General features: G+C 41.7%; 16 protein-coding genes and 1 other RNA gene. 3 read left to right on the top strand and 14 right to left on the bottom strand.

Annotated elements, in window-relative coordinates; genetic code table 11:
- Positions 1–19: 19 nt before the first annotated feature.
- Positions 20–2,233: a protein kinase domain-containing protein gene (locus tag ACLD5M_RS00275; RefSeq protein ID WP_004134919.1), complete on the top strand. Its 2,214-nt coding sequence runs from the start codon at positions 20–22 to the stop codon at positions 2,231–2,233.
- 110 nt (positions 2,234–2,343) lie between these two features.
- Here the strand turns inward: ACLD5M_RS00275 and ACLD5M_RS00270 are convergent, their stop codons facing one another.
- A complete protein-coding gene (locus ACLD5M_RS00270) occupies positions 2,344–3,054 on the bottom strand; it encodes a lysophospholipid acyltransferase family protein (RefSeq protein WP_004134917.1) in 711 nt (236 codons plus the stop codon).
- Between the two features lie 79 nt (positions 3,055–3,133).
- Between ACLD5M_RS00270 and ACLD5M_RS00265 the strand changes: the two genes are divergently transcribed.
- The gene (locus tag ACLD5M_RS00265) at positions 3,134–3,685 is read left to right on the top strand and encodes a hypothetical protein (protein WP_004134916.1); all 552 of its coding nucleotides are present in this window, start codon (positions 3,134–3,136) and stop codon (positions 3,683–3,685) included.
- Positions 3,686–3,870: 185 nt separating this feature from the next.
- On the opposite strand, the gene secA is transcribed toward ACLD5M_RS00265, so the two are convergent.
- The gene (gene secA, locus ACLD5M_RS00260; protein ID WP_004134915.1) at positions 3,871–6,657 is read right to left on the bottom strand and encodes a preprotein translocase subunit SecA; all 2,787 of its coding nucleotides are present in this window, start codon (positions 6,655–6,657) and stop codon (positions 3,871–3,873) included.
- Positions 6,658–6,873: 216 nt separating this feature from the next.
- A complete protein-coding gene (gene hpf, locus ACLD5M_RS00255) occupies positions 6,874–7,545 on the bottom strand; it encodes a ribosome hibernation-promoting factor, HPF/YfiA family (protein ID WP_004134914.1) in 672 nt (223 codons plus the stop codon).
- Between the two features lie 212 nt (positions 7,546–7,757).
- Here hpf and rnpB point away from each other — a divergent pair.
- An RNA gene (gene rnpB, locus ACLD5M_RS00250) (RNase P RNA component class A) lies at positions 7,758–8,131 on the top strand.
- On the opposite strand, the gene ACLD5M_RS00245 is transcribed toward rnpB, so the two are convergent.
- From ACLD5M_RS00245 to pheT, 11 genes are all read right to left on the bottom strand, one after another.
- A complete protein-coding gene (locus ACLD5M_RS00245; RefSeq protein ID WP_410314298.1) occupies positions 8,128–8,799 on the bottom strand; it encodes an HAD family hydrolase in 672 nt (223 codons plus the stop codon). The genes rnpB and ACLD5M_RS00245 overlap by 4 nt on opposite strands.
- Positions 8,783–10,567 carry a DNA repair protein RecN gene (gene recN, locus ACLD5M_RS00240; RefSeq protein WP_410314297.1) on the bottom strand — a complete coding sequence of 595 codons (1,785 nt, stop codon included), beginning with the start codon at positions 10,565–10,567 and terminating at the stop codon, positions 8,783–8,785. The genes ACLD5M_RS00245 and recN overlap by 17 nt, the downstream gene beginning before the upstream one ends.
- Positions 10,568–10,603: 36 nt before the next feature.
- A complete protein-coding gene (locus tag ACLD5M_RS00235) occupies positions 10,604–11,533 on the bottom strand; it encodes an NAD kinase (protein ID WP_410314296.1) in 930 nt (309 codons plus the stop codon).
- An 81-nt stretch (positions 11,534–11,614) separates the two neighbouring features.
- Entirely contained in the window at positions 11,615–12,418 is an 804-nt protein-coding gene (locus tag ACLD5M_RS00230) for a TlyA family RNA methyltransferase (protein WP_410314295.1), read from the bottom strand.
- Positions 12,415–13,527, bottom strand: coding sequence for an HAD-IIA family hydrolase (locus ACLD5M_RS00225; RefSeq protein WP_410314294.1), 1,113 nt, complete (start codon positions 13,525–13,527; stop codon positions 12,415–12,417). Before ACLD5M_RS00225 ends, ACLD5M_RS00230 begins: the two co-directional genes overlap by 4 nt.
- A gap of 20 nt (positions 13,528–13,547) precedes the next feature.
- Entirely contained in the window at positions 13,548–14,963 is a 1,416-nt protein-coding gene (locus ACLD5M_RS00220) for a tetratricopeptide repeat protein (RefSeq protein WP_410314535.1), read from the bottom strand.
- 64 nt (positions 14,964–15,027) lie between these two features.
- Complete coding sequence (tyrS, locus tag ACLD5M_RS00215; protein ID WP_004136073.1) at positions 15,028–16,347, bottom strand: tyrosine--tRNA ligase; 1,320 nt, start codon at positions 16,345–16,347, stop codon at positions 15,028–15,030.
- A gap of 137 nt (positions 16,348–16,484) precedes the next feature.
- Positions 16,485–17,972 carry an argininosuccinate lyase gene (gene argH / locus ACLD5M_RS00210; protein WP_410314293.1) on the bottom strand — a complete coding sequence of 496 codons (1,488 nt, stop codon included), beginning with the start codon at positions 17,970–17,972 and terminating at the stop codon, positions 16,485–16,487.
- Positions 17,973–17,990: 18 nt separating this feature from the next.
- On the bottom strand, positions 17,991–19,205 hold the full coding sequence (locus ACLD5M_RS00205) for an argininosuccinate synthase (protein ID WP_004134896.1): 1,215 nt from the start codon (positions 19,203–19,205) through the stop codon (positions 17,991–17,993).
- Between the two features lie 258 nt (positions 19,206–19,463).
- Positions 19,464–20,009: an arginine repressor gene (locus tag ACLD5M_RS00200; protein ID WP_004128117.1), complete on the bottom strand. Its 546-nt coding sequence runs from the start codon at positions 20,007–20,009 to the stop codon at positions 19,464–19,466.
- A 178-nt stretch (positions 20,010–20,187) separates the two neighbouring features.
- Positions 20,188–22,812, bottom strand: coding sequence for a phenylalanine--tRNA ligase subunit beta (pheT, locus tag ACLD5M_RS00195; protein ID WP_410314292.1), 2,625 nt, complete (start codon positions 22,810–22,812; stop codon positions 20,188–20,190).
- Between the last annotated feature and the right edge of the window lie 2 nt (positions 22,813–22,814).

Raw genomic sequence — 22,814 nt, 5'->3', positions numbered from 1 at the left:
GCGTATAAGGATTGTGACAATGGATGAAGCTACTCAGGTTCAGCCTGGCATGTGCATTGAAAATCGCTATCGTATTGTGCGTAAAATTGCTCAAGGTGGTATGGCTACGGTGTACCAGGCGCAGGATGAGCGTCTCGATAGGCCTGTCGCAATTAAAATAATGCACACTCAGCTTGCTCAAGGAGTGCATCGCCAGCAGTTTATTGCTCGATTCCGCAGAGAAGCAACTTCTGCAGCAGCTATAGCAAACCCGCATATTGTCCAAGTTTATGACACTGGCGAATACGACGGTCTTGATTATCTTGTTATGGAGTATGTGCATGGCGTTAATTTGCGCTACGAGATGAACATGCAAGGCACTTTTAGTGTTCGTGACACCTTACGCTTATTGGCTGAAACTTTAGACGGTCTTGCTTCCGCACACCAAGCTGGAGTCGTGCATAGAGATATTAAGCCTGAAAATATTTTGATTAATGATCGCGGCCACGTGCAGATTACTGATTTTGGCTTAGCTCGCGCAATATCTCAGGCAACTCTTTCTTCTACCGGATTATTGCTTGGAACGGCAGCTTATCTAGCTCCAGAACTTATTGAGAACAATCTTGCAACACCTCAAGGTGATTTATATTCTGCCGGAATGATGGCATGGGAAATGCTTGCGGGACGAGTTCCTTTTACTGCAGATAATCCTGTAACACTAGTGTTTAAGCATGTTCACGAAAACACTCCTTCAATAAGCACAGCATGCCCAGATATTAACGAAAAAGTTGCGCAATTTATATCTAAGCTTACTGCGCGCGATATGAACGATCGACCAGATAATGCTATAGAAGCGTTAACGCAATTGCGAAATCTTTCAAAACAATTAAGTGCTGAAGACTGGCAATATAAAATTGATGCTGTTAAGGAAGAGCAAGATTCCGACTCGTTATCTCCTCTAGACAATCTGCGCCTTAAAGATATTGATAAGTCCGATAGCGATAATAAGACTAAAGATTATAAGTATTCTCAAGATTCAGATGATTCTACAAGCGATTTAGATGCTACTCAAGCAATAAGCACTGCCGCTGTAAAATCTGAAGAAAATACTGACTCTGATTCTCAAAGCAATCCGCTTGAAGAATTTGACGACAGCAATATGCCAACTATTGCAATTGATTCACACGAGCTTAATCGCAATAAGACTTCTATAAATCCACTAATTCCAACATTGCAACCTGCAAGCTTTAATTCAGACTCTAAAAAAGATTCCTCTTCTAAAAAGCGAGTAATTGCTATTGCTGGAGGAAGTGTTCTTGCAGTTCTAGTTCTTGGTGCTATTGGAAGCTTCTGGTACTTCCTAGGCCCTGGCAGCTACTGGACGCTTCCTAAGCCGGATGATCTTCGATGCGCAAATCAAGCAGCTTGCAAAGTTAAAGATGTTAGTTGGCAAGAATATGAGCATACTTTGAAGGTTGCTGGAATTCCTTACACGGTTTCCAAAGACTACAGTGATGATGTTGATTCAGGAAAAGTTCTTGCCACTGTGCCTGATGTTGTTGGAAGTCACATTAGTAAGCACTCGAATAGTAAGCTTCGTATTATACTTTCGCTCGGTATTAAAAAAGCTACAATTCCTTCTGATATTACTAATCCAAAAACTCGTAATGGTAAGAAACCATTGCAAGCACTTCGTAAAGCTGGATTTACTCATATTATTCATCGAACTTCACTCGACGTTTACTCTATTGAAATCCCAGAAGGAAGCGTTGTTGACATTACTCCTAAACCGGGCACGCGCATGAATCACAATGAGGAAGTTAGTTTGCTTCTTTCTAAAGGACCTATGCCTGTTCAAATGCCGGATATTGTTAATCACACTAAGGATGATGCTGACGTTGCTCTTAGTGGTGCTAAATTAGACGTAAAGTACGAAGAGGAAAATAGCGATACTGTTGCAAAAGGTAGGATTATTAGTGCTTCTGTTGAACCCGGTACTCAAATGCACTGGGGAGACAGCGTAAAAGTTGTTGTTTCAAAAGGACCTAAATCTGTTACCTTACCAAATGTTTGCGGCAAAAACACTGCAGAAGCTCGTAGGATTATTGAAAGCCTTGGTCTGCAGGTTAAAATATCTGCTCCTCTTGGAGATTATATGCATGTAGTTAGGTTCCAATCCCCTGGAGCTGGCAGCGAAGTTCCTTTGAAGGATTCACACGGAAATCCTTCTGTTATTACTCTTACAGTAATCTAAGATACAGTTTATTTACTGCTTTAAAATACAGTTCATTCACTGTTTCCGCTATTTTTACTGGTTCTTGAGCTTACAGCTTTACAACTGTTACTAACTTGTATTAGTGCACGTTATTGCTTATTAGCTTGATTATCTTTTGCAGCTTGACGCATACGTTCTTTTACAGTTTGAGCATATTCGTCAACGTACTCTTGGCCGCTCATCTGTTGAATTGCTTTCGTTATTTGATCAGTAATTTCACGAAGACGCTCGTGAGTAATCTCACTTTCGTCTTTTACACGCTCTACTTGAATAGGCTCACCATAAATTGCCTGCGTTTTGCCTTTGGCAGGAATTACTTGACCTTGAACCTGCAAATCTCTTGTGCCAATAATTGCCACAGGAATGATTGGGCATCCAGTTTCAAGAGCGAGACGAGCAGCACCAGTGTGACCTCTATATAGTCTTCCGTCTGGGCTTCTTGTGCCCTCAATGTGAATACCGAAAAGCTGACCTTTTTCTATAATCTCACGAGCATGATTTAAAGCTCCAAGCGATTTTGAACCACCAGAACGATCAACTGGGAACACACCAACGGAAGTAAACCACCACTTCTTAAAACGTCCCTTTAAGCCTTTCCCTTCAAAATATTCGGCTTTACCCATAAAGTGAATCATACGTGGGCAAGTTAAAGGAAGTAGCGCATCGTCAATAACAGCAAGATGATTCGCTGCAATAATTGCTCCACCTTTTTTAGGAACATTATGAACGCCTTTTGCTGATGGATGAATCCTCATGCGGGCAATACCCCCAAGACCCTTCACGAAGAACCAGTACAACATAGCATATCCTTTCTGCAAGCAAGCAGGCACTCGCTAATTTACGCACCAAGAATCAGGCATACTTGCTAGAGTATAATTCATGACTTCTTCTAAGGATACCAACGACCCTCACCGTTACGGAAAAGGAATGTCACAATCATCAAATAATGAGAATGAAAAGAATAGTAAAAATTTTGAAGATGATTGGCTGAATTTTATTACGGATCATTCGGATGAATTAAAAGATATTTCTAATTCTCGCGACGCAAAAAGTTTTGAAAAGCATGCTAAGAAGAAAGAGAATGCGCAGAATTTTTATTTGATTGCAAAAAATAGTAGAGGCCCACGCGACAATACTCGCACAAGTTGGCTTGACGTAGATACGACTATGGACGAGTATGGCGATGATTTTGTGCCTCCTAATCCAAAGTTGGAAGATATTTCTCCAGTTACATTTGTTTTATGGACTGTTTTTGCTGTTGGTATTGCTGGTATTATTTTGAGTGCTTTTCTTCCATCTTTCGCAACTATTGTTGGAATTATAAGCGCAATATTAATGCTTTTAGGCGGATTAGGGATATTTTTAAACCGTAAAAAACCAGATCCTTATAAAGAAGATTATAGAGATTATGGGAGTGGAGCTAGAGTGTAACAAAAGCATAAAACGTGTCTTAGAATAAACGCTTTTATTAGATTGCAAAAGTATTTTGAATAAAAATAAAAGTAGAAGGCCAATACAAAACGTATGTAGCCTTCTACTTTACTTTTAGCTTATTTATTTTTAGTTTATTTTTTTCTAAGCTTAAATTTTCACTTAAGTTCTAGCTTAAGTTTTGCTTAGTTTTCAGCTTCATTCTGTCCATGGCAAAGCTTGTACTTACGTCCAGAACCGCATGGGCATTCATCATTCTTGTTAGTTCCTGGGAACGTACGACCATCGGACCAAGGGGTCTTCCACTCTTCGTTCTTTGGTCGCATGCTTAACGGAACATCGCCTTCAGCATGGCTCAAAGGTGCAGGTCCAACAATTCCAGATGGCTGATCTTGAGAATCAACTTCGGCTTCTGCCTGAGCAACATCCTCATCGACAGAAGAATCAGAAGAAGTATCTTCTGTAGAAGCAACCTGCTCAAGATTAATGTGGAACAGAAGCTGCACACTTTCTTCCTTGATTGCTTCAATCATGGAGTTGTACATCTGATAGCCTTCACGCTGATACTCAACAAGAGGATCGCGCTGGCCCATGCCGCGAAGACCAATACCATCCTTCAAGTAGTCCATCTCATAAAGATGTTCACGCCACTTGCGATCAAGCACAGCCAGCACAACACGACGCTCAATCTGACGAATTGCGTCAGATCCAATGCGCTTTTCAAAGATATCGTAGAAATTGTTTACGTTATCAACAATCAAATCTCGCAAAGCAATAACAGCTTTTTCACCTTTAAGCTTAGAAATTGTTTCACGAACCTGATCCCAATCGAGAATAACAGGCATAACCGCTAACAAAGCGTTCTGCAAGCCGTCCAAATCCCAGTTCTTTGGCTTATCAGAACCGTTCATTGCGCCACGAACATAGCTTTCCACAGTGTCACTAATGAACTTCAAGATGTCCTCATGAATATCTTCACCCTTAAGAACCATCTGACGTTCTGCATAGATAACAGTACGCTGCTTATTCATAACATCGTCATACTTCAAAACGTTCTTACGCATTTCAAAGTTACGAGCTTCAACAGTCTTCTGCGCCGTGCGCACACCGTTAGAAACATACTTAGATTCGATTGGCTCGCCCTCTGGCAATCCCTTAGCCATAACACGAGCAACAAGCTGAGTGTTGAATAGGCGCATCAAATCATCTTCCAAGCTTAAGTAGAAGCGGGACTCGCCAGGATCACCCTGACGACCAGAACGGCCTCGAAGCTGATTATCAATACGGCGAGATTCGTGACGCTCAGTACCAAGCACATACAAGCCACCAAGCTTCTTAACTTCTTCGTGCTCGTCCTTAACCTGCTCTTTAACTTCGGCTAAAACGCCTGGCCAACGCTTCTCATACTCTTCAGGAGTATCGTCTGGAGAATATCCTTCAGCCTTCAACTTAGCGTCTGCAAGGAACTCAACATTGCCGCCGAGCATAATATCAGTACCACGGCCTGCCATGTTAGTAGCAACAGTTACAGCACCCTTACGGCCTGCAACAGCAACAACAGCAGCTTCCTTAGCATTCTGCTTAGCATTCAAAACCTGGTGAGGAATGCGAGCAACGTCAAGAAGTGAAGAAAGAATTTCTGAAGATTCAACAGAAGCAGTACCAAGCAATACTGGCTGACCCTTTGCATGACGTTCTGCAACATCGCGCACAATAGCAGTAAGCTTTTCTTTCTTAGTGCGGAAGATTAAATCATCCTTATCCATACGAATAACTGGACGATTAGAAGGAATTGGAAGAACACCAAGCTTGTATGTTCCCATAAATTCTGCAGCTTCAGTTTCTGCAGTACCAGTCATACCAGCAAGCTTGTCGTACATGCGGAAGTAGTTTTGCAAAGTAATCGTAGCAAAAGTCTGATTTTCTGCCTTAACTTCCACGTTTTCCTTAGCTTCAATAGCCTGATGCAAGCCTTCACTGTAACGACGTCCTGGAAGAACACGACCAGTATGCTCGTCGACAATCAAAACCTCACCATTAGTAACCACATAATCGCGGTCAAGAAGGAAGAGTTCCTTAGCTTTAAGAGCATTGTTCAAATAACCAATAAGAGCAGTATTAGCTGGCTCGTAAAGGTTATCAATACCCAAGTAATCCTCAATCTTAGCAATACCAGAATCGAGAATACCTGCAGTTTTCTTCTTTTCGTCAATCTCGTAATCAGCATCGCGATTAAGCTTCAAAACAAGCTTTGCAAACTCGCGATACCAGTGAGTTACGTCGCCTTCAGCAGGACCGGAAATAATCAATGGTGTACGAGCTTCATCAATAAGAATGGAATCAACCTCATCGACAATAGCATAGTGATGACCGCGCTGCACAAGCTCGCTCTTTTCCCAAGCCATGTTATCGCGCAAGTAATCGAAACCAAACTCATTATTTGTACCGTAAGTAATATCAGCATTGTATTGCTTACGACGCTCAGGTGGCTGCTGATCGGTAATAATGCAGCCGACGCTCATACCGAGGAATCGGTAAATACGACCCATAAGCTCACTCTGGTAGCTTGCAAGGTAGTCGTTAACTGTAACAACGTGAACGCCCTTGCCTTCCAAAGCATTCAAATAGCTTGGCAAAGTTGCAACCAGCGTTTTACCTTCACCAGTTTTCATTTCTGCGATATTGCCCCAATGCAATGCCGCACCGCCCATAAGCTGAACATCGAAGTGACGCTGGCCAAGCGTGCGCTTTGAAACCTCTCTAACAGTAGCGAAGGCTTCAGGCATCAAATCATCCAGTTTTGCACCATTATCTAAGCGCTGCTTAAATTTAGCGGTTTGCCCCTTCAATTCTTCATCGGAAAGCGCAGAAATTTCATCTTCTAACGCATTCACAGCCTTGGCAACGTTCTCAAGGCGCTTTAACTGACGGCCTTCACCCATACGCAAGGCTTTATCGACGATATCTACCACGTTTTGCTCCCTTAGGTCATGTCTATGAAGACGGCCTAGCCAACATAGACGTAAACTGTGCCTATATTACGCGACGGCAGCGATTTTTATAAGCACGCGAGTCGATGTAACAAATAAAATGCCCGCCTAGCCATCTAGCAGACGGGCATTTTGTTAATCTAACTTAATTTTTACAAACTCCTAAATACTTTATTACTTTTCGTAATTATTTTATTATTACTTTTTCTTAGCAACATTTTCAGGCGTATCAATCTCAAACACGCCATAGCTCCATCCATGCCTACGATACACAACAGATGGTCGCATTGTTTCTTTATTAACAAACAGGAAGAAATCGTGACCGATTAATTCCATCTCGTACAAAGCTTCATCAATGCTCATTGGCTCTGCAATATGAAGCTTGCGTCGAATAACAATAGGCGTGTCACCAACGCTAACTTCTACAGACTCACCAGGGCCTAAATCAGAAGCAACAGCTGCATCCGCACTATTGACAACATCCTCACTAGGCTCCTCAATTTTCATGTCAATTTCTGGCTCAACAGCGCCCATATCAACAGGAACCATTTCCGTGTATCCGCGGCGATGATCCTTGCGGCGGTCACGCGTGCGGCGCAAACGTAGCGTCAACTTATCTAGAGCCATGTCAAGAGCACTGTACTGATCAGTGCTAGAAGCTTCTGCGCGAATCACGGTGCTACCTGCAACAACAGTAATTTCAACTCGTTTTGCAGTATCTGCCTGCCTTGGATTACCTTCATGAGTCAACACAATTTGAACGCGCTGCGCATCAGGAGCAATAGCGGTTACGCGATTCATCTTACTTTCTACAACGTCACGGAACCTTTGATTAATCTGCGTATGACGACCAGTAATGACGATTTCCATGCGAAACCTCCCCATGTAGATTCGAACTTTAGGTTCGATTTGTATCAGCCGACTGCCACGATGCCGTCGGTGCTTCTATTATATCTGCTAAATCAATAAGAACCTAGCAAGTTATTAAATTTAAGCAAAAAAATTTCATAATTATTTCGAAAATTTACGCAAAACAACTAATTTTTTACGAGATGAACAATATCTGCTATACTTGGGAAGGTTGAGGTTTCACGATGGCCGCGGTCACAATGTTCATTCGGAGTGACTGAGGAACTTCCGGGCTCCACAGAGCACAATGGCGGATAACGTCCGCCCAGGGCGACCTGAGAGATAGCGCAACAGAGAATAGACCGCCCGAACGTTTCGTTTGGGTAAGGGTGAAACGGCGGTGTAAGAGACCACCGGGCTTCTGGTAACAGTTAGTCGCATGGCAAGCCTCATTGGGAGCAAGGTCAAGCAGAAGACGCTTAAAGGCTGCTCGCCTGAGTCTTCGGGTAGACTGCTAGAGTTTGGCGGTAACGTCAAATCGAGATGGATGGCCATCCGTGTGCACTTGTGTACGCGACAAAACCCGGGGTATGTGAAACCTCATCAACTTTTTGGAGCATCTTCGAAGTTGGAAAATACTTCTAAGCATTTCCTAAACGGTAAATCTAAATCATTTTTTGAGCATGATTCATCTACGATACCGTATGTTTTCATTCCAGCTTGTTGAGCAGAATTTAGCGCAGTTGCAGAATCTTCAAAAACTGCACAATCTTTTGTAGCAACCTTAAGAGTTTCTGCTATATCAACATAAGTTTTATAACTGTGTTTTCCTTCTTTAGATAAATCTTCTCCAAATTGCAAAAAATCAAAACAATCTAAAATATTAAGCCTTCTTAACGCAGGATCGCATAAAGTTTTGGAAAGAGTTGTAATAAGAAACATCTTTACTTTTTTAGAACGCAAATATTTAACGTAGTCGTAAGCTCCCTTTCTAAGAGGAAGATGATTAGCATAAGCATCAAACGCCATATCTGACCACTCCTTCATTAGTTCTTCAGGAGATTCACTAAAACCGTAATGTTCAATAACATAATCCGCAATTTGGCGAGGATTCATAGCTGCTGTAGTATTTGCAAAAATATCCGGAACATTTAAGCCGCGTTTTGCGAAACTCTTTTTATCAATATCATCCCAAACTCCAAGAGAATCAATAAGAGTTCCGTCAAAATCAAAAATCGCAGCCTTAAAAAACGAATTATTATTCTGCAGCGTCATCAATTATCTTTCTACTCGTTTCCAACAATTCATGCGCATGTTCAAGCGAAGTTTTAGAGTTACTTCCAGCAAGCATACGAGCGATTTCCATCTCACGAGATTTACCTTCGAGTAGATTAACAGTAGTATCCGCTTCTTGACTTTCAAAATCACCATTATTAACAGGTGAAATATTTTTTTGCACAGCGTATTGCGCATCAGCAAAAGAGGCGACTTGAGGCAAATGCGTAACAACAATCACTTGCGAATGTTTAGCAAGTTTAGCCAAACGCTTTCCTAATTCCACTGCAGCAGCGCCACCAACTCCTGCATCAACTTCGTCAAAAATAAAAGTCATGTTTTTATCATCGTGCTCGCGCATTCTTGCAACAACAAGTTCCATTGCAAGCATCAGCCTACTTAGCTCACCGCCAGAAGCACTTTTGCCCATTGGTAAATCTGGCGAAGCTGGAAATGGTTTGAAAAGAAACTCAATATCGTCAATACCGTTTGAATCGAGATCAACGAAACCATCTTGATTTTCACTTCTAGAATTTACTCGAATATTTAATTGAGCGCCATCCATTGCTAAAGAAGATAGCTCATTACTAACATCATCGCTAAGCTTTTTAGCTGCTTTCACACGAGTTGCAGATAATTTCTTAGCTAAATCAAAAGCTTCATTGTAACGCTTATTACAAGCGGCCCTAGCACGCTCAATAGCTTCTGGAGAATCATCTAAATCTTCAAGTTCAAACTGAGCTTTTTGCGCCCAATTAAGAACATCATCTAAAGTAGGCCCCCATCTTCGCGTAAGCTCACTAAGATCGTGTATTCTTGCGTTTAAAGAATCTAAATCTTCCTCACTTGCGTCAAAATCAATCTGCTGAGCAAGCTGCATTACAATATCGTCAAGTTGCGCATGAATATCATCAAGCTGTTGAGCGAGTTTACTAAAGGAATTATCAACTCTAATATTTCGCAATGCTTGAGCAGCCTGATCAATAAGCCCTCTTGCGTCTAAAGATGACGATGAAGCACTATAGTCGATTTGACTAGCGTCCAGCGAGGATAAAGCTGTGCTCACAGCGTTAATAATTTGCGCAGAATTTTCAATGCGTTCTCTCTTTGAACGCAATTCTTCATCTTCATTAGGCTTTGGATCTACTTGTTTTATTTGCGCTAAAGACTCTCGCAAATAGTCAGCTCTCTGACGAGCAGAGGATTCTTGGTTTTCAAGACGATTACATGTTTCTTGAGCATCTTTTAAAGCTTGATAAGCTTGAAAATACTTATTCGCTAATTCACTATTCTTAGCCACTAAATCTAATATTTCACGCTGTTTTGCGCTAGTTGCTATGCGTAATTGATCACTTTGACCGTGAATTGTGACCATTTGTGAGCATACGTCTTCAAGCAAAGTTTTTGGAACAGCGAATCCAGATATTGTTGCTCTTGAGCGGCCCTGTTTAGGGACAGTTCTTGCAACATACATATCTGACTTTGTTTCATCAATTTCTGAAGTTTCAAGCTCAATACCTGCTTGATTAACAGTTTCTTCCACTTCGCTTGATTTTGGAATGCTAAATACGCCTTGCACCCACGTTTCTTTAGCATTTGGCGAAATTCTAGCAGAATCTGATTTCGAACCAGAGATAAGTTTTATAGCACTTAAAAGCATTGATTTTCCAGCGCCAGTTTCGCCTGTAATCGCAGTCATTCGTAAAGAAGGAGTAATAAGCGCGTGTGAAATTGGCCCAAGATTGCGTATTTCTAATTCTTCAAGCACACTATACCTCGTTTTTACTGCTATTAGTTAAGTAGATTATTTACGGTTTGACTGATTACTGTTATGTTCTCGCCAACCAACTACTGGTAAATCAAATTTTGTAACCAAACGCTTAGTAAAAGGCGCTCCAGAAAGTCTAGCTAGCAAAAGCTCATCTTTAGACTGTCGAACTTGAATCCTTGATCCTTGAGGAAGAGCACGCTGACGCCTGCCATCGCAGCAAATCCAGCCACCCGAAGAAGATTCTTCAAGAATATCAATCGTAAAAGTAGACCCTGAGCCAATAATAAGCGGACGAGCAAAAAGCGCGTGAGCAGCTAAAGGAACTAATTGCAGAGCCTCAACATTTGGCCACATAATTGAGCCACCTGCAGAAAACGCATAAGCTGTTGAACCAGTAGGAGTTGAAACTATTACACCATCACAGCCAAAAGATGACATTTCAACATCATCTACTCGTATTGAAAGCTCTACCATTCGCCCACGATCTGCACGATCAAGCGTAATATCATTCAAAGCCCAGTCTCTTAAAGGCTCACTTTCGCCAGGAAGCCACACGTCAACATGAGCTTCCATACGTCGATCGATTGAATAATCCTTATTGGCAATTCTTCTAATTGCTTCATCAATTTGGAAGCTTTCGAATTCTGCCAAAAAACCAACGTGACCAAGATTTATTCCAATAATTGGCACGGTAGTGCAATGTACTAATTCTGCAGCCTGAAGCATGGTGCCATCTCCCCCAAGCACCACAACGATTTCAGTATGCTCATCAACTAAATTAGTAGGCGTTTTAGAAAAATCAGAAACGGCAGCACTGTGAAAAACATCAACTAGAAAACCCGCTTGAGTAAGCTGTGAAGTAACTTGATTTACTACAGCACTGTGGCTATCAAGTCTCGCATGAGTTACTACAAGAGCGCGTCGAGGCGCAGAAGCAGTATTTTCATCGAAATGTTTCTGCATCACAAATACCCTTCGTACTGTTTTCAAATAACAGTACTATTGTAATTCTTCTACGTATATTAAGCGTAAGTATTTGTATTATCAGCCTTCAAAATGCGCATAAAGCAAATATTCTACGTTTCCGTGAGTGCCTTCAATAGGAGATTTTACTGTTGAAACAATCTTCAAATTATTATCTTTAGCACACTTTTCAACATTTTCTAACGCTTTAAAACGCAAAGATTCGTCTGTTACTATTCCACCTTTTCCAAGATTTCCTTTTCCAACCTCAAACTGAGGTTTAACAAGTAAAACAACATCTGCATTATGCTCAGCAATGCGCGAAATTACCGGAATAACAAATGTTAAAGAAATAAAAGAAACATCCGAAACTATCAGATTAGGTTTATACGGCAAATCTTCTTCGTAAACGTTACGAATATTTACTCCGCTCATTTCGATTACTCTAGTATTATTCGCAATTTTAGGATTAAGCTGCCCATGACCAACATCGAGAGCAATAATATGCTCAACTCCTCTTTGTAAAAGCACGTCGCAAAATCCGCCTGTTGACGCACCAATATCTAATGCTCTAGTTGACTTGGAAGTAGATAAACCGTATTTAGAAAACGCTTCAAAAGCTCCTTCTAGCTTAAGAGCTCCGCGAGAAACATATTTAGCAAAAGAGCTTACGCCTTCTAATTTAGAAATAACTATTTCTTCTGAATCCTCTACAAGAAAAGAAGATCTTTTAATAGTTTTATTATTTACGCTTACAGCACCATTTTGAATTAAACGCTTAGCTATTGTTCTACTTTCTGCTAATCCTCTGGCAACAAGAGCACAATCCAAACGTTTATGTGAAGAAGAGTTTACAAAAATTCGCAAATCTTCATTAAAACTCATAATGAAAACTCCGGAAGAGTATAGTTTTCAAGAGATTCACCATTATCTTGCAAACTCCATGTCAACGCGCATGCAGCCCTCAAAGCATTGCAATCATTAAGATTATTCACTTCAATAATACAATTATCAGTAAGCTCAGCTTTTGCACTTTCGCAAATAAAAGTATGCTCGTCCACTCTCTCTGGGCAGTTATGGGACTCGTTAAGTCCTCGCAAATCTTTAGAGACAAAGCTTGGTCGCAAATGTTTCGGCGCAAGCATAAGCATTCTAGGATTCGTAACTCCAGTAAGAACAAGCAAAGACTCGTAGCCTCCCCTTGTTCCGGCTTCAATATCAGTATCTAAACGGTCTCCTACAGCAAGAGATTTAGAAATACTTATTACAGGATTTCCAAACTCGTCTTTTTCAGTATATTGTTCGTCCTCTGACTCAAATTTGGTTTTTACATGTTCAGCATTTGCTGCAACAAGCAGTCGAGCCTCGTCATACATTGCAGATTCAGGTTTTCCAGCAGACGAAATAGGCTCAACTCCTGTAGCATTAATAACAGCCTGAATCATTGAGCCGCATCCAGGAGCTATTCCAAGTTCGCGAGGAATTGTTAAATCACGATTCGTAACAAAATATTTAGCTCCGTGCTCTACAGCGAAAGAGACTTCTGCCATTTCTTGCCAAGTCATCTGAGGATACCAGCCTTGAATAACAGCTTGCGGATTATCTTTGCAAGAATCTACAGGCTGTAAACCTACACGCTTAACTTCCTCAAGCAAATGCTCAGCACCAAGAACTAGAACACGAGCACCTGGCTCAACATGACGCGCAACCATGCGAGCTGCAACAACAGATGAAGTAATAATCTGCCATGGTTTTACACTCAGACCAAAACTTTCCAATTGTTTAGCAACAACAGCTTGAAAACGAGAAGAATTATTTGTTGTGTATTCAATAAACATTCCGCGTTTTTGAGCTGACTCAATCGATTCAGCAGCATACTCAACAGAATTTCCGCCTCTATAAACAACACCATCCAAATCAAGCAAAGCTAAGCTAAAAGCTTCACTTAAAGGACGAGTACTTGCAGAAAAATTCTTTCTCGTTTCAAGTTGCATAAAAATAGCCTTAAATGATTTTAATCCTCAGATTCATCTTCTTCTGGAGCAAATTCGCAATCATCTTCACTTACACCAATCTCATCCATCATGGCGTCGTTCAAATGTTCCAAATCGTAGTCAATAACAATATCATCTGCGTTAATATCGTCATCGTCAGCATCAGCATACTGATTTTCAAGACTGTCGAGCAAAGATTCTAATTCTACGGCTTCATCGCTTCTGCCTGCTTCTTCTAAGAAGTACTGCTCAGCTTGAACGGCACGCATACGATACTCTCCAGGTAAGCCCTTTGAACGGCCCATTGCATGAACCAGCTCAATAGCTTTATCCGCATGACCAGTATCAAACAAAACACCGGCGTAGACTAGGAACATTTCGGCTTTAACTTCACCCTTAAGGCTTTTTGCTTCATCTGACATGCAAATCTCTAAGGCTTTATCGAGATTGCCCATGCCGCGCTCGCAATCTGCAATAAATGGCAGGTAGTCGAGATAACCGTTCATGCGCATTGCAGTGCGGAATTCTTTAGCAGCAAGCTTGTAATCGCCTTGACGATAAGATACAAAAGCTAATGTTTCGCGAGCAAAATCAATTCTTGAAGCCTGCTTAGCAACCCATTTTGCGTGTTCCAAAGCAAGATCAGGATTCTCTTCCTGCAAAACGTAGGCTGCAAGAATATGAAGACCAATATTTTCAGCATGCTCCTTGGAAAGGCCACGCAAACGCTCACGGTCTTCCTTAGAAAGCATTGCCCACTCTAGACCCTTTGGCATTTTAGGCTCGCCAGGGCGACGCGCGGTATAAGGGTTTTGTGATGGATATGAAACCGTTCCGTCAGAATTGCGACGAGGCCCATTTTCAAATCTGACATTGCCATGCGCATTGCTGTTTCGGCGCTCAGAGCTGCGATGCTCATCGAAGCGACGATTTTCATTGCGATTATTGCGGTCATAACGATCATTGCGATCATTGCGGTCGTAACGATTATTATGATGATTGTCAAAGCGACGATTTTCGCTGCGATTATCACGACGATTATCGCCAAAATCACTTCTGGAATCTTTATGGAAATCCTTGTGGAAGTTTCCACCGCGATTATTTTCTCTGCGATTCTCGTTGTGATTATTTCGACGGTCGAAACGTTTTTCACCATCAAACTTCTTGTAGCGAGGATTTCCGCCTTCTTCACCGCCATGCTCAAAATCGCGCGAACGACGATCATCACGGCGATCATCAAAGCGGCGATTACGGTTAAAACGATGTTCTCCGTCGCGATTTTCAGAACGGAAACCACTTCTCTTAGAACCACTCTTGTGGAATCCATCTTTATGGAAACCACCGCGTCTTTCACCACTTTTACCACCGTTTCGATGGCCAAAATTACCACGATTACCAAACGACTTGCCACTACGTGATCCGCGCTCTTCGCCCATTATCGGCATACCTTTCAAATTCTAATAAACAATAAATTAATATTAATCTAATATTAAAAACAAATCATGCGCGCTCTACAGCACCAATAGCTTTTTTACCGCGGCGAAGCAAAGCAAAACGACCATGTAAGAACGAATTATCGTCAAGAACATCATCAACGCCTTCAACGCGTTCATTATTTAGATACAAACCACCAGCTTCGATAGCGCGACGAGCTTCGGAAATTGTGCGGAACAAACCTGCAGAAACCGCAGCTTCTACAATACGATCCCCATTGTGAGACTTTGCAAAATCTAAGCTACCATCTTCTGACTTCACTTTAACGCCATCTAAAGCAGCCTCAAGAGTCTGCTCATCAATATTTTTAATATCTCCACGTCCAAACAGTGCGGAAGAAGCTTCAATAGCTTGGTTAGTTAAATCTTCACCATGAACAAAACTTGTAACTTCCCAAGCAAGCACGCGCTGAGCTTCACGGCTTCCTGGATCTTCTTGAATTTGCTGCGCTAAACGCTCAATCTCACTCTTTGGTAAGAATGTGAAAACTTTAAGTAACTTAACAACTTCATCATCAGGCTGATTAAACCAGAACTGGTAGAAGCGGTATGGGCTTAACATTGTTGGGTCAAGCCACATTGCGTTGCCTTCAGACTTACCAAACTTGCGGCCCTGATTATCCGTAATAATCGGGCTAGTAAATACGTTTACTGAAGCTCCGCGAACCTTACGAATCAGATCCATTCCAGAAGTCAAATTACCCCACTGATCAGATCCACCAAGCTGCAAAGTAACATTGTAATTATCGAAGAGATACAAGAAATCGTTTCCTTGCAAAACCTGATAACTAAACTCTGCGAAAGAAATACCTTCATCTGAGTTCAAGCGACGAGCAACAATATCCTTAGCAATCATTGTGCCGACGCGGAAGTTTTTGCCAACATCTCGCAAGAAATCAATAGCAGACATCTTAGAAACCCAGTCGTAATTGCTAACAAAACGAACAGGATTTTCGCCATCAAGAGGAAGAATACGTCCAATCTGATTATGCAAGCGTTCAGCCCATGCAGCAACAATATCTTTAGAATTTAAAGTTCGCTCACCGCTTTGACGAGGGTCGCCAATCAAGCCAGTTGCTCCGCCAACAAGCGCAATAGGATGATGTCCTGCTGCCTGCAAGTGGCGCATGTTAATAAGCTGAACAAGATTTCCAATATGCAAAGATGCAGCTGTAGGATCATAGCCGCAATAATACGTTAATGGTTCTCCGTCAAGTGCTTGAGCAAGCTGTTTCTCGTCTGTAGATTGAGAAATCAATCCACGCCACTTTAGCTCTTCAAACAAAGAAGCAAAACCTGCTTCCTTGTAATTCCTGACCTGAGCCATTCGTATCTCCTTATTGCAAAAATTCCGAAATATCGGGCGCTATGCGCGTCCGCAAGCCTTTTAATTTTTGCAGTACAGGCAGACACTACTATAAAGCCGTCAAAACTATAATCACAATATTTCAATTTTGCACAATATTATTTTGAAGATGAACTATAAGCAGAACCGTCACTTGCAGAAGAAGCAAACTTACTATATTCATTTACTTTAGATTCAGCTTCATTTATTTGTTCAAGAACTCGCACAAGCGCAGTTCCGCCTCTAGTGCAACGAGATGCAACAGATCCATCACTTGAAAGCAGTTTTCTAAGATTAGTAATTTGGCTGCAATCAATAAATCCGTCTAAAATATTTGCAAAATCATCGTCGCTTAAATCAGCAAGATCTCCGCCAATTTCTTCTGCTCGCTTTACACACAAACCAGACAAAGTATGAGCATTGCGGAATGGAACGCCTTGTTTTACCAGCCATTCTGCAATATCTGTTGCGAGCGCAAAACCTGTGGCTGATTGCTCACGAAGACGCTTAAAATCAAACTGCATAGTTTTTAGCATTCCCGCGAATGCTGGAAGTAGCACTTCTAAAGTGTCAATTTGGTCAAAAACAGCTTCTTTATCTTCTTGAAGATCTCGAGCATAAGCAGTAGGAAGACCTTTAAGAGTTGCCATCAATCCTGTTAAGTCGCCGATTAATCTGCCAGACTTTCCTCTTGCAAGCTCTGCAATATCTGGATTCTTTTTCTGAGGCATAATAGAAGAACCGGTTGAATAAGCGTCGTCCAAGCGCACAAAAGCAAATTCTTGCGTATTCCAAATAATAATTTCTTCGCTTAACCGGGAAATATCAACGCCAATCATTGCTGAAATAAATGCAAATTCAGCAACAATATCTCTGCTTGCAGTTGCGTCAATAGAGTTTGCGCAAACAGCGTCAAAACCAAGCTCTTTAGCAACGCCGTCAGCATTTAACCCAAGAGTGTTTCCAGCTAGAGCTCCAGCACCATAAGGGCTTTCGTTTGCTCGCGAATCCCAATCTACAAGTCTCTGAATGTTGCGAAGTAGTGGCCAAACGTGAGCCATTAATTGGTGCGCAAGTAAAATAGGTTGAGCATGCTGCATATGAGTTCTACCTGGCATTACAGCATCTTTTGCATTTTTTGACTGAGTAATTAGAGCTTTGCAAACTGTTAGAAGTAGCTTTGCAATAAATCGAGCATGTCGGCGTAAGAACATGCGTATAAGCGCTGCAATCTGATCATTTCTAGAACGACCTGCTCTAAGCTTTCCACCTAACTGACTTCCAGCAATTTCAAGCAATCCTCGCTCTAACGCAGTTGCCTCATCTTCGTCTTCTTCAATAGGAGCAAAAGTTCCTGAATCAACTTGCTTTTGCAATTCGTTTAATGAGCAAATCAGTTCTGAATACTCTTCTTTGCTAAGAAGACCTGCACGATACAACGCAAACGCGTGAGCTCTAGATCCTGCAATATCATCATCAGCTAATCGCCAATCAAACTGTGTCGATTTGCTTAATGCAGCAAGCTCTTTAGATGGGCCGGAGCTAAAACGCCCGCCCCACAATGCAATCGGATTGCTAGCGTTTTTTGTTGTATCGTGCGAAATCATTATTACCTCAAATCCAAATTAATTGTTTTTTGAAACGCGCATGTCACGAGCTGCAGCAACAGTATTTGACAATCCGTAAATTTCAATAAAACCGTTGGAAGCACGCTGATCGAAAGTATCGGAAGAATCGTACGTAGCTAAGTTAAAGTCGTACAGAGACTCTTCGGAGCGCCTACCGGTAACAACAGCCTTTCCAGCGTACATAGTCATTCGAATATCGCCAGAAACATGTTCCTGAGTTTCGTTAATAAACGCATTCAAAGAACGCACAACTGGAGAGAACCACTGACCGTCGTAAACAAATTCTGCCCACTTTTTATCAAGATCACGCTTTAGCCTGTGCTGTTCACGTTCCAAACAGCAGTTTTCAAGCTCTTGATGTGCAGTAATAAGAGCCTGAGCTCCTGGAACTTCATACAATTCGCGAGACTTGATGCCAACTAAACGATCTTCAATAATGTCAATTCGACCGATTCCTTGAGCACCTGCTCTTGCGTTCATTTCTTCAATAGCTTGCAAAGGCGTTACACTATGACCGTCAATAGCAACTGGAACACCTTTTTCAAAAGTGATAGTCACTTCATCAGGCTCTTGAGACTCCATAGGATTTTGAGTGTAAGAATAGCACTCTTCTGTTGGAGCATTCCAAGGATCTTCCAAGAAACCTGTTTCAATTGCGCGACCCCAAACGTTTTGATCAATTGAGTAAGGGCTTTTCTTACTTTGCTCAATTGGAAGCTGGTGACTGTTTGCAAAAGCAATTTCAACATCACGAGTAAGCGACAAATCTCTAATAGGGCTGATTGCTTTTAACTGTGGATCTAAGGATTTGATAGCAACTTCAAAACGAACTTGATCGTTTCCCTTTCCGGTGCAACCATGAGCAATAGTATCCGCATCAAATTCGTGCGCCGCATGCACTAAATGCTTTGTAATCAGTGGACGAGATAGTGCAGAAACAAGAGGATACACATCTTCGTACATTGCATTTGCTTTCAAAGCGAGCATGCAATAATCGTTGGCAAACTCATCTCGTGCATCAACAACATAAGATTCTACTGCACCGCAAGCTAATGCGCGCTTCTTTATTGCATCAAGAGCTTCGCCGCCTTGACCAACATTAAGAGATACGGCAACAACATCTTGGCCGGTTTGTTCTTTCAAGTAAGGAATTGCTACAGAAGTATCCAAGCCGCCTGAGTACGCCAGAACAATGCGCTTATTAGTATTCATGTGACCTCCATATGCAGCGCTTTGTATAACTAAACAATATAGAGCATATTATACACATGAGATAAACGCAATAGACATGTCACAAATTGTTGTATTTTTATTTTTTTGTCACATTACGTGAAAAAATATATAAAATTTAGAAATCATACTTATACATATAAAAACGTGTACAGCATAATTTGCACTGTACACGTTATAAATATAAATATTCACGAATAAATTTTCGCAAATAAATTTTCGACTAAGATTTTTCTATAATTAGCGAGATGCAACAGTAAGCATCCAGTTTGCTCTTTCTTCCGCTTCTTCATTGGAAACGCAAACCATAATAACAGTGTCATCTCCTGCAACAGAGCCCAAAATACCCTTCAAAGGCTGGCGATCTATAACGCTAGCAACATACTGTGCGGCTCCAGATGGAGTATGAATCACAACAATATTATTTGCGTGAGCAACTTCCGTAACAAGACCAGATAACGTTCGAGCAACCTGCTGATCTATACGAACAGTATCCATTGCATGACGATTTCCAGTGCCATCCCCCAAAACGTAAGCAATCCTACCGTCGGTTAAACGAATCTTAACAGCATTTATCTCATCTAAATCGCGGCTTAAAGTAGCTTGAGTAACATTAAAGCCGTGGAGAGCAAGAACCTTAGAAAGCTGAGACTGAGACGTAATAACCTCAGACAACAAAGCCTGCTCAATAGCATCTAATCTAGCAGCTTTTGTAGAGGGACGTTGTTGCTTAAAAACAACATCTCCGTCATCATCTATTTCAGCATCCTGCCTAGAATTAACCATAATTTTTTACAGAACCTTTCATAAAAAACATTTATACATAAATATATACGATTACATGTGTAAATATCTACGAAATATGAAATTTATTTCAAAAAATTTGTTATAACAACAAAATAATGCGACTGTGAAACCAATAAAACATGGAATCACAATCGCATTATGCTTATTTAATACAGTTTTATACGCGCAAAGTTGCGTGCAATGCTGCAGCAGACTTTGTAATCTCCTTACGAACTGCTTCCATTTCTTCACCAGAAAGAGTTCTATCTGCAGCTCTAAAGGTTACAGAATATGCGAGAGATCGCAAACCTTCACCTAACTGCTCGCCTTCATACACGTCAAAAAGCTCAACAGATTCGAACAAATCGCCTGAAGCTTTTTCAATCGCATCTTGCAAAACCTGAGCCTTCAGTGAAACAGGAGCAGTGAACGCAAAATCTTGCTTAACTGGTGGGAATGTAGAAATCGGCTTAGCTTGAACTGGCTTCATTTGCATATTGTTAAACAAAGAAGTCAAATCAAGCTCAAACGCTGCAGAATGTTTTGGAAGATCCAAAGCGTCGCACACGTGAGGATGCAATTCGCCAACAACACCAATAGAAACTTTAGAGCCGTCTTCAGCAATTACACAAACGCTAGCACTGCGACCTGGATGCCAAGAAACAGGAGCATCCTCAGCGTTAAATTGATCTAACACGAATTGAACACCAATGCGCTTAGCTAAACGTTGAACTGCTTCAACAGCATCACTCCAGTCAACATCGCGATGAGTGCCAAGCCAGCCAGTTTCTTCAGCATGACCGGTAAGCAGAGCAGCAACATGCAAAGGCTGATCCGGCAAACCTGCATCTAATGCAGCAAGTTCTGCATTAGACGGTCGCACAGAACCAGGAAGAGCAGGAATTGCAGGAGCGTTTGGATCACTAAAGTAAACATGACCAAGCTCATACATTGAAATATTATCTAAGCCGCGACGAAGATTACGACGAACAGTTCCAGCTAAAGTCATAAGAACTGATCTGCGAAGCCAAGGACGATCTCCTGCCAAAGGATTAGCAATACGAACACTTACCTTGTCAACTTCATCAACATCTTCGCGGAAGGCCTTAATATCTTCTTCACCAACAAATGGGTAGCTTAAAGATTCAACTAAGCCCATTTCTGCAAGCTCATAAGCAATAGCGCGACGAGTTGCCTGCTTTTCTGTTAAACCAGTTCTTCCCACAATAGGAACAGCAGGTACTTTAACAGGAATCTCGTCGTAACCAACAAGTCGAGCAATCTCTTCAACCAAATCGCAAGGCTCATTCAAATCTGGACGCCAAGTTGGGGGAAGAACTGAGAATGAACCATTTCCACCACCTGCAACAGAGCAACCAATATCGGTGAGAATGTCACTAATACGGTTCAAATCAAGATCAAGACCAGCAACACGCTTAACTTCATCAGCTTTGAAAACAATCACATTGCGAGACTGAGTATTATTAACATCATTTGGATAAGAAGATGGCTGAGCACCACCAAACTGCTCCAAAAGGTTTGCAGCCATTTGAGCTGCAGCAGGTTGCAACTCAGTGTCAACACCACGCTCAAAGCGACGCGAAGCCTCAGAAGGAATCTTATGACGGCGAGCGGTTCGAGCAATAGATACAGGATCAAAGTGAGCTGCCTCAATCAAAACATTCTTAGTTTCACTGGTTACTTCGCCATACATGCCACCCATAACGCCAGCCAAACCAAGAATACGAGAGCCATGATTTCCACGAGGAGAATCGCAAATAACCAAATCCTCAATGTGCAATTCGTGATCCTTACCATCTAAAGTCGTAAGATGTTCACCAGAACGAGCACGACGAACAACAATAGGACCCTCAATTTTATCCAAATCGTAAGCATGCAAAGGCTGGCCTAAGTCAAGCATCACGTAATTAGTGACGTCAACAGCAAGAGAAATGCTACGCATGCCTGCACGAGTTAAACGACGCTGCATCCAGTGAGGACTTTTAGCATCTGAACTGAAATTATTAACAGCACGAGCATAGTAACGATCGCAACCAGCAACACCGTGAATTGGGTTCGTATCTTCAATGCTTACCTGAATATCTGCAGATTTATGATTCTGAGAGTCCATAACTTTTGCAGCTTGCTCATTAAGAGCTACTACAGGATCTGTGTAAGATGCGCCGGTTGAGTGATGGTACTCGCGAGCAACACCCCTGTACGAGAACGCGTAACCGCGATCTGGAGTAATATTAATCTCCAAAATTGGCTTATTAAGATGAAGCAATTCCATAGCATCATCGCCAGGCTTCAGAGCATCATATTCAGCCTTAGTGAAGCCATATTCGCGAAGCAAAATAATGCCGTCGTGGCTATCTCCTAAACCAAGCTCACGCTCAGATGCGCACATTCCGTTAGAAATATGACCATAAGTCTTACGAGGCTCAATCTTAAAATCACCAGGAAGAACAGCGCCAGGAAGAGTTACAACAACCTTTTCACCTGCAGCCATATTTGGAGCGCCACAAATAATGCCACGAGGAACTTTCTTACCGTTCTCATCAACATCGTTGTACTCTTCACCAACATCAACATGGCACCAATTAATAGTTTTACCATTTTTCTGCGGTTCGGCAGTGGCATCTACTACATAGCCGACAACAATCGGGCCGGTAACCTGAGAAGTATGAATTTCTTCCTCTTCCAAACCTACGCGCACTAAATCCTTAGCAAGCTGCTCGTAAGTTAAACCTTCTGGCACTTCAACATGATCTTTAAGCCAGTCAATATCTACCATTGGCATGA

This window comes from Gardnerella sp. Marseille-Q9185 (genome assembly GCF_046508745.1).
GTDB classification, from domain to species: domain Bacteria; phylum Actinomycetota; class Actinomycetes; order Actinomycetales; family Bifidobacteriaceae; genus Bifidobacterium; species Bifidobacterium greenwoodii.
The sequence above is the reverse complement of the archived record's forward strand: the minus strand, read 5'-3'. Positions and strand labels throughout refer to the sequence as shown.

Bases quoted from the DNA above. Each gene is read 5' to 3' on its own strand.
- ACLD5M_RS00275 (WP_004134919.1), top strand. From the start codon at position 20: ATGGATGAAGCTACTCAGGTTCAGCCTGGCATGTGCATTGAAAATCGC.
- ACLD5M_RS00265 (WP_004134916.1), top strand. From the start codon at position 3,134: ATGACTTCTTCTAAGGATACCAACGACCCTCACCGTTACGGAAAAGGA.
- hpf (WP_004134914.1), bottom strand. From the start codon at position 7,545: ATGGAAATCGTCATTACTGGTCGTCATACGCAGATTAATCAAAGGTTC.
- pheT (WP_410314292.1), bottom strand. From the start codon at position 22,812: ATGCCAATGGTAGATATTGACTGGCTTAAAGATCATGTTGAAGTGCCA.
- ACLD5M_RS00230 (WP_410314295.1), bottom strand. From the start codon at position 12,418: ATGAGTTTTAATGAAGATTTGCGAATTTTTGTAAACTCTTCTTCACAT.
- ACLD5M_RS00205 (WP_004134896.1), bottom strand. From the start codon at position 19,205: ATGAATACTAATAAGCGCATTGTTCTGGCGTACTCAGGCGGCTTGGAT.
- argH (WP_410314293.1), bottom strand. From the start codon at position 17,972: ATGATTTCGCACGATACAACAAAAAACGCTAGCAATCCGATTGCATTG.
- ACLD5M_RS00245 (WP_410314298.1), bottom strand. From the start codon at position 8,799: ATGACGCTGCAGAATAATAATTCGTTTTTTAAGGCTGCGATTTTTGAT.
- ACLD5M_RS00270 (WP_004134917.1), bottom strand. From the start codon at position 3,054: ATGTTGTACTGGTTCTTCGTGAAGGGTCTTGGGGGTATTGCCCGCATG.
- ACLD5M_RS00200 (WP_004128117.1), bottom strand. From the start codon at position 20,009: ATGGTTAATTCTAGGCAGGATGCTGAAATAGATGATGACGGAGATGTT.
- ACLD5M_RS00220 (WP_410314535.1), bottom strand. From the start codon at position 14,963: ATGGGCGAAGAGCGCGGATCACGTAGTGGCAAGTCGTTTGGTAATCGT.
- ACLD5M_RS00225 (WP_410314294.1), bottom strand. From the start codon at position 13,527: ATGCAACTTGAAACGAGAAAGAATTTTTCTGCAAGTACTCGTCCTTTA.
- ACLD5M_RS00235 (WP_410314296.1), bottom strand. From the start codon at position 11,533: ATGCAGAAACATTTCGATGAAAATACTGCTTCTGCGCCTCGACGCGCT.
- tyrS (WP_004136073.1), bottom strand. From the start codon at position 16,347: ATGGCTCAGGTCAGGAATTACAAGGAAGCAGGTTTTGCTTCTTTGTTT.